Source organism: Acidiphilium sp. C61 (assembly GCF_905116885.1).
Taxonomy (GTDB): Bacteria; Pseudomonadota; Alphaproteobacteria; order Acetobacterales; family Acetobacteraceae; genus Acidiphilium.
Window position 1 is genome coordinate 2,851,862 of sequence record NZ_CAJHNI010000005.1, and the last position, 12,192, is coordinate 2,864,053.

The following is a 12,192-nucleotide window of genomic DNA, read 5'->3' on the forward strand; positions in this document are numbered from 1 at the left end:
TCATCCGATCGGGTAAAGATGCTCTGGTCAGGCGCCTCACGGCTCCGCCGGCGCGCGGAGCATCGCCTCGCGCGCCGCGGTCGCGAGCTGGTCGACCCGCTCGTTCATCGGATCGCCGGCATGCCCGCGCACCCAGATCCACTCGATCTCGTGGGGCTTCGCGGCGGCGAGCACGCGCTGCCAGAGTTCGTAATTCGCCACCGGATCGCCCTGCGCGTTGCGCCAGTTCCGCCGCACCCAGCCGGTATGCCAGCGGGTGATGCCGTTGCGCAGATACTCGCTGTCGGTGTGCAGCTTCACCCGGCAGGGGCGCTTCAGCGCCTCCAGCGCGGCGGCGGCGGCGGTCAGCTCCATGCGGTTGTTGGTGGTCTCGCGCGCGGCGCCGGAAATCTCCCGCTCCGCCGCCCCGAAGCGCAGCACCGCCGCCCAGCCGCCGGCACCCGGATTGGGCTTGCAGCCGCCATCGGTCCAGATCTCGACCAGCCCCTCCGGCCCGGCCGTCATCGCCGGCTCAGACCCCATAATCCGCCGCCGATCCCGCCTGGAGGTGAAAGCGCAGCCGGCGGTAATAATCGAGCGGGTCCTTCCGCGTCACCAGCGCATCCTCCGGCGTGTTGATCCAGTCATAGAGCCGGGTGAGCAGGAAGCGGATCGCCGCCCCCCGGCACAGCACCGGCAGCGCCTCGGTCTCGGCGGCCGAAAGCGGGCGCACCGCCTGGTAGCCGCGCAGCAGCGCGCGGGATTTCGTGATGTTGAAGCTGAAATCCGGCTCGAAGCACCAGGCGTTGAGGCACACCGCGATGTCGTAGGCGTAAAGATCGGTCGCGGCGAAATAGAAATCGATCAGCCCCGAGATCGCGTGGTCGAGGAAGAACACGTTGTCGGGGAACAGGTCGGCATGGATATGGCCGCGCGGCAGATCCGCCGGCCAGGCGGCGAGGGTGGCCTCCAGTGCCGTGCGAACCTCCCCGGTCAGGCCCGGCAGCACCGCATCGCCGCTGTCGCCGCAGCGCCCGAGCAGCGGCGCCCAGCCCTGCGGGCCGAGCGCGTTCGCGCGGGTGGCCGCGTAATCCTCGCCGGCCAGATGCATCCGCGCCATCGCCGCGCCGAGCGGGCCGCAATGCGCAACCGTCGGCCGCCGCGGCCAGACGCCGGGCAGGAAGGTGGTGATCGAAGCGATCCGCCCGGCCAGCGGGTTGAGATTGGCGCCGTCGCGCGCGCGCACCGGCAGCGGGCAGGGCAGGGACTTCGCCGCCAGGTGCTCCATCAGCCCGAGAAACCACGGCAGCTCCGCCGGATCGACCCGCCGCTCGTAGAGCGTGAGGATGAAGTCGCCCGCCGTGGTCCGCAGCGAATAATTGCTGTTCTCGACCCCCTCGGCGATGCCGCGGAACGCGACCACGCGGCCGATATCATAGCCTTCGAGGAACGCGGCCAGCGCGTCGTCGGTCACTTCGGTATAGACTGCCATGAGTTCGGAGATGACCGATCGCCGTTTTGATGGCAAGGGAGGGTTAACAAATCGGATGGAGACCGCGTTGACCCGCATTGCCCGCCTTGCCGCCCTGTTCGCCCCGCTCGGTCTTGCCGCCTGCGCCGGTGGGCCGGGCCCGAAGCTCGACTGTCCGCAGGTCGCGGTGCTGCAACAGGCCGATCGCCTCGTCCGCGTCGCCGGCCCCGCCGACGATGTCGCGGCGCGGATCGTCGATGCGCGCGTCACCGGCGTTGCCGGCAAATGCGCGCCGCACGGCGATGCCGGCGAGCGCGTCGTCTTCCGCATCGGCTTCGCCGCCACCCGCGGCATTGCCGCCCGGCAGGACCGCTACACCCTGCCGTATTTCGTCGCGATCACCGAAGGCGACCGCATCATCGCCAAGCAGGTCTATCCGGTCCGCTTCGACTTCCGCCACGGCGCCACCCAGGCGGTGGCGACGACCAGGCCGATCCGGCTCGATTTCCCCCGCGCCCCGCGCAGCGCCACCCAGCAGGTGCTGGTCGGATTCCAGCTTACCCCGGCCGAGCGCGCCGCCGCGTCGCGGAGCGCGCGATGAGCCTCTCCGCCCCCGAGGTCATGGCCCATCATCAAGGGGCCGATTATCTCGACTGCCTGCGCCGTCTGCATCGCGCGCTCGCCCCGCGCCGCTATCTCGAGATCGGCGTCTGGCGCGGCGAATCCCTCGCCCTTGCCGAAGCCGAGAGCCTCGCGATCGACCCCGATTTCCAGCTCGACCGCGACGTCCTCGCCGGCAAGCCCGCCTGCCACCTGCATTCCTGCGGCAGCGACGCGTTCTTCGCCCGCCACGATCCGCTCGCCATCCTCGGCGGCCCGGTCGATTTCGCCTTTCTCGATGGCATGCACCGGTTCGAGTTCCTGCTGCGCGACTTCATCAATACCGAGCATGTCTGCCACAGCCGCAGCGTGATCGCCCTGCATGACTGCCTGCCGATCGACCCCAGGATCACCTTCCGCGACCAGAACGAGGAGCTGCGCCGCGATGCGGTGGTGCCCGGCTGGTGGGCCGGCGATGTCTGGAAGATGGCCGTGCTGCTGCGGCGCTACCGGCCAGACCTGCGGCTGCTCGCGCTCGATGCGCCGCCGACCGGCCTGCTCCTGGTCTCCGGGCTCGACCCCGCGAGTTCCCGCCTGGAGGAGGCCTACGAGGCGATGGTCGCGGAGATGATGGAGGTCGATCTCGCCGCCTTCGGCACCGCGCGCCTGTTCGCGCTGCTCGCCCCGCGCCCGACCGCCTTGCTCGACGATCCCGCCGCCCTCGACGCGGCGCTCTTCGCGTGAGCCCGCCCTTCGCGGGTGCCGCCCTCGTCACCGGCGGCGCGAAGCGGCTCGGCGCTTCCATCGTCCGCGCCCTGTCGGCGGCGGGCTTCCCGGTCGTCATCCACCACCGCGCCTCGTCGGCCGAGGCCGAGACCCTGGCCGCCGAGCTGCGCGCGCAGGGCGGGATCGCGCATGTCCTCGCCGCCGACCTCGCCGATCCCGCAGCGGTCGAAACCCTGATCGGCCGCGCCGCCGCCCTCGCCGGCCCGGTCAGCGTCCTGGTCAACAACGCCTCGCGCTTCGAATTCGATTCGGCCGCCAGCGTCACCGCCGCCTCGATCGCCGAGCATATCGCGCCCAACCTCGCCGCCCCGGTGCTGCTCGCGCGCGACATGGCGTCCGGCCTCGCCGGCCAGCCCGGCGTGATCGTCAACCTGCTCGACCAGAAACTCGCCAATCTCAACCCCGATTTCTTCTCCTACACCCTCGCCAAGGCCGGCCTCGCCGCGGCGACCGAGATGCTGGCGATGGCCCTCGCCCCGGCGATCCGCGTCTGCGGTGTCGCCCCCGGCCTCACCCTGATCGGCGCGAAGCAGAGCGAGGAGAATTTCCGCCGCGGCCAGGATGCCACGCCGCTGCGCCGCGGCTCGCAGCCCGAAGACATCGCCCGCGCCGTGCGCTTCATCGTCGAGACCCCCTCGCTCACCGGCACCACCCTCTATGTCGATGCCGGCGAGCACCTGATGCGCCGCCAGCGCGACGTCTCGTTCAGCGCCGGATAGCGCGGCGTCGTACCAGAGACGCCCTTGTGCCGGCGGGGGGCGTGCCCTAATTGCGGCGACATGACCGAAGACACGCTGAACGCCGGCCCCGACCACAAGACGGGCCCGGACCCCCTGGCGGCTGGCAGCGACACGGCGCCCGCCTCCGAGGCTGAACAGCTTGCCGCCGCCCACGAGCGGATCGCCGCCCTCGAGGCCGAGGCCGCCGATTTGCGCGACAAGTGGATCCGTTCCCAGGCCGACATGGAAAACCTGCGCGCCCGCACGCGGCGCGAGGTGGAGGATGCCCGGCTCTACGCGGTGCAGAAATTCGCCGCCGACGTTGCCGAGGCGGCCGAAAATCTCCGCCGCGGGCTCGATGCCCTGCCGCCGCCGCAGGAGGGCGAATCCCCGCTTCTCGCCAAGCTGCGCGACGGGTTCGCCGGCGTCGAGCGCAGCTTCATCGCCATGCTCGAGCGCAACGGCATCCGCGCCGATGAGGCGATCGGCGCCACCTTCGATGCCGACCGCCACCAGGCGATGGCCGAGCAGGAAACCGCCGACTCCCCGCCCGGCACGGTGATCCAGGCCTGGAGCCGGACATGGACGCTGAACGGCCGCCTGCTCCGCCCGGCGATGGTGGTGGTGGCGAAGGCGCCCTCCGGCGGCCAGCCCGGCAAGCCGCTCGATATCGAGGCCTGATCCCCGCGCGTCGGTCATCGCCGCTGCGCCAAAATTCCGGCCCCTCCGGCCAGCCGACCCCTTGTGCCCGCAGGGGTGGTTCAATACATCAAGCGGGCGAAACAATAGGGGTGTGCCCGATGCTTCGGGTCCGGCGCACCCGCTGAAAGGAGTGTTTCTATGAGCAAGGTCATCGGCATCGACCTCGGTACCACCAATTCCTGCGTCGCGATCATGGAGGGCAAGGATGTCCGCGTGGTCGAGAACAGCGAAGGCGCCCGCACGACACCCTCAATGATCGCCTTCTCCGAGAGCGGCGAGCGCCTGGTCGGCCAGTCCGCCAAGCGCCAGGCGGTCACCAACCCGACCAACACGCTTTACGCGGTCAAGCGCCTGATCGGCCGCCGCTACGAGGATCCCACCGTCGAGAAGGACAAGGGCCTCGTCTCCTACAATATCGTCCGCGGCGACAATGGCGATGCCTGGGTCGAATCCCGCGGCCAGCGCTTCGCGCCGAGCCAGATCTCGTCCTTCGTGCTCACCAAGATGAAGGAAACCGCCGAGGCCTATCTCGGCGAAGCCGTCACCCAGGCGGTCATCACCGTCCCCGCCTACTTCAACGACGCCCAGCGCCAGGCCACCAAGGACGCCGGCAAGATCGCCGGGCTCGAAGTGCTGCGCATCATCAACGAGCCCACCGCCGCGGCCCTCGCCTACGGCATGGACAAGAAGAACGGCGGCACCATCGCGGTCTACGACCTCGGCGGCGGCACGTTCGACGTCTCGATCCTCGAACTGGGCGATGGCGTGTTCGAGGTGAAATCCACCAATGGCGACACCTTCCTCGGCGGCGAGGATTTCGACCAGCGCGTGATCGACTACCTGGCCGACGAGTTCAAGCGCGAGCAGGGTATCGACCTGCGCAAGGACAAGCTGGCCCTCCAGCGCCTCAAGGAAGCCGCGGAAAAGGCCAAGATCGAGCTGTCCTCCTCGAAGGAAACCGAGATCAACCTGCCCTTCATCACCGCCGACGCCTCGGGGCCGAAGCATCTCGTGATGAAGCTGACCCGCGCCAAGCTCGAAAGCCTCGTCGATGATCTGGTCGAGCGCACGCTCGGCCCGTGCCGCGCGGCGCTGAAGGATGCCGGTGTGACCGCCGGCGAGATCGACGAGGTGATCCTGGTCGGCGGCATGACCCGCATGCCCAAGGTCATCGAGACGGTGAAGACCTTCTTCGGCAAGGAACCCGCCCGCAACGTCAACCCCGACGAGGTCGTGGCCATCGGCGCGGCCATCCAGGGCGCGGTGCTGAAGGGCGACGTCAAGGACGTCCTCCTGCTCGACGTCACCCCCCTCTCGCTCGGCATCGAGACGCTGGGCGGCGTGTTCACCCGCCTGATCGACCGCAACACCACGATCCCGACCAAGAAGAGCCAGACCTTCTCCACCGCCGACGACAACCAGACCGCCGTGACCATCAAGGTCTACCAGGGCGAGCGCGAGATGGCGGCGGACAACAAGCTGCTCGGCAATTTCGACCTGACCGGCATTCCCGCGGCCCCGCGCGGCGTGCCGCAGATCGAGGTCACCTTCGATATCGACGCCAACGGCATCGTCTCCGTCTCGGCCAAGGACAAGGCGACCGGCAAGGAGCAGCAGATCCGCATCCAGGCCTCCGGCGGCCTGTCGGACACCGATATCGAGCGCATGGTCAAGGATGCCGAGGCGAACGCCGCGGCCGACAAGGTCAAGCGCGAGCTGGTCGATGCCCGCAACCATGCCGACGGTCTCGTCCACCAGACCGAAAAGACGCTGAAGGACAACGAGGGCAAGGTCTCCGCCCAGGACAAGGGCGAGGCCGAGGCGGCCATCGCCGCGGTCCGCTCGGCGCTCGAGGGCAGCGATCTCGAGGCCATCAAGTCGGCCACCGAGCGGCTGACCCAGGTCGCGATGCGTGTCGGCGAGGCGATGTACAAGGCGCAGGCCGAGGCTGGCGCCGCCCAGCCGGGTGCCGAGTCCGCGCCGGGCGACAAGGTGGTCGACGCCGAGTTCGAGGATGTCGACGACAAGAAGAAGTCCGCGTGACGGTCGCCGCCGCACGATAGATGCTTGCCAGTCCCGGACCAGCGATGGTCCGGGACATTCTTGTTTCTGAGATTGTCGGGATTGAGCCGGGATCATGGCGAAGACGGATTATTATGAACTGCTCGGCGTATCGCGGAGCGCCGCCGCCGATGAGCTGAAAAAGGCCTATCGCAAGCTGGCGATGCAATATCACCCGGACCGCAATCCGGGCGATGCCGCGGCCGAGCAGAAATTCAAGGACATCAACGAAGCCTACGACGTCCTCAAGGACGAGCAGAAGCGCGCCGCCTATGACCGCTTCGGCCATGCCGCGTTCGAAGGCGGCGGGCCGGGTGCCGGCGGCTTTGGCGGCGGCGGCTTCGGCGGTTTCGGCGGGTTCGAGGGCGGCATCGGCGATATTTTCGAGCAGATGTTCGGCGAGGCGATGGGCGGGCGCCGCGGCGGCCGGGCCGAGCGCGGCGGGGCGGATATCCGCGCCGCCGTCGAGATCGACCTGACCCAGGCCTTCGCCGGCACCAAGAGCGAGATCCGGGTGCCGACGCGCGTCTCCTGCGATGCCTGTTCGGGCTCCGGCTCGGCCGACAAATCCGCCGCCAACGAGGCGTGTTCGACCTGCGGCGGCGCCGGTCGCGTGCGCGCCCAGCAGGGCTTCTTCGTCGTCGAGCGCACCTGCCCGACCTGCGGCGGCGCCGGCCGCACCGTCCGCAATCCCTGCCGGGTCTGCTCCGGCGTCGGCACCGTGCCGCGCGAGCGCACCCTCTCGGTCTCCATTCCCGCCGGCGTCGAGGATGGCACGCGCATCCGCCTCTCCGGCGAGGGCGAGGCCGGCGGCCGCGGCGCGCAGCCCGGCGATCTCTACGTCCATGTCGCGATCCGCCCGCATCCGATCTTCCAGCGCGACGGTGCGAACGTCTTCTGCCGCGTGCCGCTGCGCATGGCCCAGGCCGCCTTGGGCGGCGAGATCGAGGTTCCCGCGATCGATGGCTCCCGCGCCCGGGTCAAGATCCCCGCCGGCACCCAGACGGGCGACCAGTTCCGCCTGCGCGGCAAGGGGTTCTCGGTGCTGCGCAGTTCGGCGCGCGGCGACATGTATATCCAGGTCGCGGTCGAAACCCCGCAGAACCTGACCAGGCGCCAGCGCGAACTGCTCGAGGAATTCGAGCGCGAGGCCGGGACCACCGCCGCCGGCAGCCCCGAGCATGAAGGCTTCTTCGCCAAGGTGAAGGAATTTTTCGACGGATTGTAACAATCCCCCGCCGCCGCCCCGAAGCCAGGCTCCGGTGCGGCGGCGGGGCGTTGCTTTCCGCCGTGCCTCGCCCAACTATCCCGGCAGGCCGCCAACCAACAGGATGAACATCATGAAGCCAGTTCTGCCTGCCGCCGCCGCCATCGCCCTGCTTCTCGCCGGCTGCGCCGTAGCCCCGCCGAGCGGGCCGAGCGTGGTCTCGATGCCCGGCCCCGGAATCTCCTTCGACCAGTTCCGCCACGACGATTCGCTCTGCCGCTATTACGCGAGCCGCCAGATCAACCCGGCCGAGGCCCAGGCCGCCGGCCAGTCCGCCACCAACACCGCGGTCGGCGGCACCCTGCTCGGCGCCGCCGCCGGCGCGCTGCTCGGCGCTGCCGGCGGCAATGCCGGCACCGGGGCCGCGATCGGCGCGGGTTCCGGCCTGCTGCTCGGCAGCACCATGGGCGGCGGCAACGCCCAGAACGCGGCGGACTCGATGCAGGCGCGCTACAACGTCGCCTATGCCCAGTGTATGGTAGCGCACGGCAACAAGATGGAAGGCTATGCGCGCGGATACCGACCGTCCTACAATTACGGCGCGCCGTCCTATGCGCCGCCCGGCTACTACGCCTATCCGCATTACTGATCCGGTCCGCGCCGGCGGTGTCGCACTCGGTGCCGCGCCGCCGCCGATGGCGCGGCCGCGACGGCGCCGGCGCTGGCGGATTCCGCTCCCGGTCTCGATCGCCCTGCACGCGGCGATCCTGCTCCTGCTGCTCTACGTGGTGCATCGCCGTCGGTTGCCCGAGCCGCACCCCCAATCCGGCATCGAAGTCGTGTTTCAGAATTCCGGCCTGACCCACACGGCGAAGCACGACGCCGCCCCCGCAGAACCCCGCCACGCGCCCGAGGCCACACCATCCCTGCCGCCGCCGCCGCTTGCCGCCCCGCCGCCGCAACCAGCACCCAAGCCGGTTCCCGCGCCATCACCAGCGCCGCCCGCGGTCCATCTCGACACGCGCCAGTTCGCCCCGCCGCCGATGCAGGCCTCCATCGTCCCGCACGCCCCGCCGGTGCCGAAATCGCCGCCCCGCCCGTCTCGCCCGGCGCCGCGCCACAGCTATGTCGTGATGAACGGCATGTCCTTCGGCAGCCGGCCGAGCACCGCGCTCACCCATCGCAGCACGGCGCTCAACCTCGCCCCCGCCGCCCCCGACTTCAACCGCCATGCGCCCGACATCGTCTTCAAGGGCAAGGCCGGGCCGGACTGGCAGAGCGCCTTCAACAAATGGGTGAACACGCATGATTATTACCCCGAGGGTGCCGCCGCCCAGGGCCAGCAGGGCTCGGTGACGGTGAGCTTCACCGTGCTGCCCGACGGGCGGGTGATCGACCTGCACATGGTCAGCCGCTCCGGCGCGCCGCTGCTCGACATGGCGTGGTATGGGCTGTTCAACGGTGCGCAGGTGCCGAAATTCCCGCCCGGCTCGAAGGCGAAATCCGAGCAGGTGACGGCAACCATCCACTTCATCCTGATCCACTGACCCCGCCCCGTGCGGGGCAGGGCAGGGACCAGCCCCACGCGGCGGGGCAAAAATCAGCCGCGCCGGGCGCGGCGGATGACCCCCGCCGCCTCCAGCGCGGCGATCTCGGCCCCGGTATAGCCATGCTCGGCGAGGATCTCGTCGAGATGCGCGGCAAAGCCCGGCGGTGCCGCGTGCGGCCCGCCCGGCGTGCGCGAGAACTTGATCGGCGTGCCCAGCGTGCGCACCCCGTCCAGCTCCGCGACCATGGCGCGGTGGCGCGCGTGCTCGCTCTCCAGCGCCGCATCCACCGGCCGCACCGGCCCGGCCGGAATCCCGGCGCGGATCATCCGCTCGGCGAGTTCCTCGCCGTCATGCCCGGCGAGCGCCTCGCTCAGCGCCGCGGTCATCGCCGCGCGGTTGGCGAGCCGGTCGGCATTGGTGGCAAAGCGCGGATCGGCGGCGAGGTCCGGCCGCTCCAGCAGCGCGCAGAGCTTGCGGAACTGCCCGTCATTGCCGCCGGCGATGAAAATCTCGCAGGTCGCGGTCGGGAAGGTGTCATAGGGGGCGATGTTGGGATGGGCGTTGCCCGTCGCCGCCGGCCGCTTGCCGTTCAGCAGGTAATTCGCCGCCGCCGGGTGCAGCAGCGCCATGCCCGCATCGTGCAGCGTCATGTCGATGAACTGCCCGCGCCCCGAGCGCTGGCGCTCCTGCAACGCCATCAGGATGCCGACCGCCGAATACAGCCCGGTCGCGAGATCGACCACCGGCGTCCCCATCCTGAGCGGCCCCTCGCCGGGGCGGCCGTTGATGGTCATCAGCCCGGTCATCGCCTGCACCACCGCGTCATAGCCCGGCAGCCCGCCGAACGGCCCGTCGGCGCCGAACCCCGAGATCCGGCAATGCACGAGGCGCGGAAAGCGCGGGGCCAGCGCCGCCTGGCCGATATTCCACTTCTCCAGCGTGCCGGGCTTGAAATTCTCCACCAGCACGTCGGCCTCCTCCAGCAGCCGCAGCAGCACCGCGCGCCCCTGCTCGTGCGCGAGGTCGAGCGTCATCGCCCGCTTGTTGCGATTGGCACCGAGGAAATAGCTCGCATCCCGCGCCCCGTCCGCCCGCTCGAGGAAAGGCGGTCCCCAGTCGCGCACCTCGTCGCCCTGCGGCGGCTCGATCTTGATCACGTCCGCGCCGTGATCGGCGAGGATCATCGTGCAATACGGCCCGCCCAGCACCCTGGTCAGGTCGATCACCTTCAGCCCGGTCAGCGCGCGTTCGGTCATGGCGGCGATCATGGTCCCCTGTCGAATTCGGTGTCGCGCCCATCTGATGCTATGGACGCGGCCTCGACACAAGCAGGACAGGGAAGGGAGCGGAGATGGAACTCGGATTGAAGGGCAAGCGGGCGATCGTGTGCGCGGCCAGCAAGGGGCTCGGCCGCGCCGTGGCCGTCTCCCTCGCCCGCGAGGGCGTGGATCTGGTGATCACCGCGCGCGGCGAGGCGGCGCTGGCCGAAACGGCGGCGGCGATCCGCGCCGAAACCGGGGTGAAGGTCGAGATCGCGGCCGGCGACATCACCACCGAGGCGGGCCGCGCCGCGGCGCTCGCCCTCTGCCCCGCGCCGGACATCCTGATCAACAATGCCGGCGGCCCGCCCGCCGGCGATTTCCGCAAATTCACCGACGCCGACTGGGAAGCCGCCCTGCGCGCCAACATGCTCACCCCGATCGCGCTGATCCGCGCGACGGTGGATGGCATGATCGAGCGCCGCTTCGGCCGCATCGTCAACATCACCTCGGCGGCGGTGAAATCGCCGATCCCCGCCCTTGGCCTGTCCAATGGCGCCCGCGCCGGGCTCACCGGCTTCGTCGCCGGCCTCGCCCGCCAGGTCGCGAAGCACAACGTGACGATCAACAATCTTCTCCCCGGCCCCTTCATGACCGACCGTCTGCGGGACAACGCGGCCTCCGCCGCCCGCGCCTCCGGCCGCTCGGTCGAGGACGAGCTCGCCGCCCGCGCCGCCGCCAACCCGACCGGCCGCGTCGGCACGCCGGAGGAATTCGGCGATGCCTGCGCCTTCCTCTGCGGCGCACAGGCGGGCTTCATCGTCGGCCAGAACCTGCTGCTCGATGGCGGCGCCTTCAACGCGGCGTTCGGCTGACCTTGGCCTACCCGGTTTCGGATCATTACGACGGCGCCCGCTTCTTCAACCCCGAAGGCGCCCGCCGCCGCACCGGCCGCTTCCCGATGCTCCGCTGGGTCACGCGGCGCGAGGGACGGGCGAAATGGCCCGACCGGGTGGAAAACCGGATCTTTGCTCCGCCGCCCGCCGCGGTGGCGGCGGGCGAGGCGGCGGTGACCTTCATCGGCCATGCGAGCTTCCTGATCCGCCTGCCGGGCCTCGTGCTGCTGACCGACCCGATCCTCTCGGATCGCTGCTCGCCGGTCGGCTGGGCCGGGCCGCGCCGGGTCCGCCCGCCCGGCCTCACGCTCGAGGCGATGCCGAAGCCGGACGCGATCCTGCTCTCGCACAACCATTACGACCATTGCGACATCCCGACCCTCGCCGCCCTGCACGCGCGCTTCGGCCGCATCCCGATCTTCACCCCGCTCGGCAACCGCGCCTTTCTCACCCGCAAGGGGCTCGGCCCGGTCACCGAGCTTGACTGGTGGCACCATGCCGAGCTGCACGGCACCCGCATCACCCTGACCCCGGCGCGGCATTTCGCCGCCCGCACCCTGCGCGACCGCAACGCCACGCTCTGGGGCGGTTTCATGCTGCGCCATGAAGCCGGCCAGCTCTATTTCGCCGGCGACACCGGCTATACCGGCTATTTCCGCATGATCCGCGAGCGTCTCGGCCGCCCCGGCCTCGCCTTGCTGCCGATCGGCGCCTACGAGCCGCGCTGGTTCATGGGCAATGTCCACATGAACCCGGCGGATGCGGTGCGCGCCTTCGCCGAGCTGGGGGCGGCGCGGGCGGTGGGGATGCATTTCGGCACGTTCCAGCTCACCGACGAGGCGATCGACGCCCCGGAGCGCGACCTCGCCGCCGCCCGCGAGGCCGCCGGCCTGCCGGCCGCGCGTTTTTCCACGCTCGATGTCGGCGAGACCGGCCTGTTCCGCCTCGATCCCGGCTGACCG

13 protein-coding genes are annotated in these 12,192 nt (G+C 70.3%); 10 read left to right on the forward strand and 3 right to left on the reverse strand.

The features are described 5' to 3' along the window. Nucleotides 1-36 precede the first annotated feature (36 nt). The gene (gene rnhA, locus HUW10_RS16175) at nucleotides 37-504 is read right to left on the reverse strand and encodes a ribonuclease HI (protein ID WP_174504931.1); all 468 of its coding nucleotides are present in this window, start codon (nucleotides 502-504) and stop codon (nucleotides 37-39) included. A 7-nt stretch (nucleotides 505-511) separates the two neighbouring features. Further along, nucleotides 512-1,471, reverse strand: coding sequence for a homoserine kinase (locus HUW10_RS16180; protein WP_174504413.1), 960 nt, complete (start codon nucleotides 1,469-1,471; stop codon nucleotides 512-514). A 67-nt stretch (nucleotides 1,472-1,538) separates the two neighbouring features. Between HUW10_RS16180 and HUW10_RS16185 the strand changes: the two genes are divergently transcribed. The 8 genes from HUW10_RS16185 to HUW10_RS16220 all read left to right on the forward strand — a co-directional run bounded on the left by HUW10_RS16185 (nucleotide 1,539) and on the right by HUW10_RS16220 (nucleotide 9,072). Further along, entirely contained in the window at nucleotides 1,539-2,051 is a 513-nt protein-coding gene (locus HUW10_RS16185) for a hypothetical protein (protein WP_236656456.1), read from the forward strand. Continuing rightward, nucleotides 2,048-2,794: a class I SAM-dependent methyltransferase gene (locus HUW10_RS16190; RefSeq protein WP_174504415.1), complete on the forward strand. Its 747-nt coding sequence runs from the start codon at nucleotides 2,048-2,050 to the stop codon at nucleotides 2,792-2,794. Before HUW10_RS16185 ends, HUW10_RS16190 begins: the two co-directional genes overlap by 4 nt. Further along, the gene (locus HUW10_RS16195) at nucleotides 2,791-3,555 is read left to right on the forward strand and encodes an SDR family oxidoreductase (RefSeq protein WP_174504416.1); all 765 of its coding nucleotides are present in this window, start codon (nucleotides 2,791-2,793) and stop codon (nucleotides 3,553-3,555) included. Before HUW10_RS16190 ends, HUW10_RS16195 begins: the two co-directional genes overlap by 4 nt. Before the next feature lie 60 nt (nucleotides 3,556-3,615). Further along, nucleotides 3,616-4,236, forward strand: a complete 621-nt coding sequence (locus HUW10_RS16200; protein ID WP_174504417.1) for a nucleotide exchange factor GrpE — start codon at nucleotides 3,616-3,618, stop codon at nucleotides 4,234-4,236. A 159-nt stretch (nucleotides 4,237-4,395) separates the two neighbouring features. Then, nucleotides 4,396-6,300: a molecular chaperone DnaK gene (gene dnaK, locus HUW10_RS16205; protein ID WP_174504418.1), complete on the forward strand. Its 1,905-nt coding sequence runs from the start codon at nucleotides 4,396-4,398 to the stop codon at nucleotides 6,298-6,300. A 91-nt stretch (nucleotides 6,301-6,391) separates the two neighbouring features. Next, the gene (gene dnaJ, locus HUW10_RS16210) at nucleotides 6,392-7,546 is read left to right on the forward strand and encodes a molecular chaperone DnaJ (protein WP_174504932.1); all 1,155 of its coding nucleotides are present in this window, start codon (nucleotides 6,392-6,394) and stop codon (nucleotides 7,544-7,546) included. 112 nt (nucleotides 7,547-7,658) lie between these two features. Beyond that, nucleotides 7,659-8,174, forward strand: coding sequence for a glycine zipper family protein (locus tag HUW10_RS16215; RefSeq protein ID WP_174504419.1), 516 nt, complete (start codon nucleotides 7,659-7,661; stop codon nucleotides 8,172-8,174). Then, on the forward strand, nucleotides 8,137-9,072 hold the full coding sequence (locus HUW10_RS16220; RefSeq protein ID WP_236656458.1) for an energy transducer TonB: 936 nt from the start codon (nucleotides 8,137-8,139) through the stop codon (nucleotides 9,070-9,072). Before HUW10_RS16215 ends, HUW10_RS16220 begins: the two co-directional genes overlap by 38 nt. Nucleotides 9,073-9,125: 53 nt before the next feature. Here HUW10_RS16220 and HUW10_RS16225 read toward each other — a convergent pair whose 3' ends face one another. Next, on the reverse strand, nucleotides 9,126-10,343 hold the full coding sequence (locus HUW10_RS16225; protein WP_174504420.1) for a CaiB/BaiF CoA-transferase family protein: 1,218 nt from the start codon (nucleotides 10,341-10,343) through the stop codon (nucleotides 9,126-9,128). Nucleotides 10,344-10,426: 83 nt separating this feature from the next. Between HUW10_RS16225 and HUW10_RS16230 the strand changes: the two genes are divergently transcribed. Both HUW10_RS16230 and HUW10_RS16235 read left to right on the forward strand, forming a co-directional pair. Beyond that, entirely contained in the window at nucleotides 10,427-11,209 is a 783-nt protein-coding gene (locus tag HUW10_RS16230; RefSeq protein WP_174504421.1) for an SDR family oxidoreductase, read from the forward strand. 2 nt (nucleotides 11,210-11,211) lie between these two features. Continuing rightward, nucleotides 11,212-12,189 carry an MBL fold metallo-hydrolase gene (locus HUW10_RS16235; RefSeq protein ID WP_174504422.1) on the forward strand — a complete coding sequence of 326 codons (978 nt, stop codon included), beginning with the start codon at nucleotides 11,212-11,214 and terminating at the stop codon, nucleotides 12,187-12,189. Nucleotides 12,190-12,192: the final 3 nt, after the last annotated feature.

Excerpts from the sequence above, each read along its gene's own strand:
- rnhA (WP_174504931.1), bottom strand. The coding sequence starts at position 504 with ATGACGGCCGGGCCGGAGGGGCTGGTCGAGATCTGGACCGATGGCGGC.
- HUW10_RS16180 (WP_174504413.1), bottom strand. The coding sequence starts at position 1,471 with ATGGCAGTCTATACCGAAGTGACCGACGACGCGCTGGCCGCGTTCCTC.
- HUW10_RS16190 (WP_174504415.1), top strand. The coding sequence starts at position 2,048 with ATGAGCCTCTCCGCCCCCGAGGTCATGGCCCATCATCAAGGGGCCGAT.
- HUW10_RS16200 (WP_174504417.1), top strand. The coding sequence starts at position 3,616 with ATGACCGAAGACACGCTGAACGCCGGCCCCGACCACAAGACGGGCCCG.
- dnaK (WP_174504418.1), top strand. The coding sequence starts at position 4,396 with ATGAGCAAGGTCATCGGCATCGACCTCGGTACCACCAATTCCTGCGTC.
- HUW10_RS16215 (WP_174504419.1), top strand. The coding sequence starts at position 7,659 with ATGAAGCCAGTTCTGCCTGCCGCCGCCGCCATCGCCCTGCTTCTCGCC.
- HUW10_RS16220 (WP_236656458.1), top strand. The coding sequence starts at position 8,137 with ATGCGCCGCCCGGCTACTACGCCTATCCGCATTACTGATCCGGTCCGC.
- HUW10_RS16225 (WP_174504420.1), bottom strand. The coding sequence starts at position 10,343 with ATGATCGCCGCCATGACCGAACGCGCGCTGACCGGGCTGAAGGTGATC.
- HUW10_RS16230 (WP_174504421.1), top strand. The coding sequence starts at position 10,427 with ATGGAACTCGGATTGAAGGGCAAGCGGGCGATCGTGTGCGCGGCCAGC.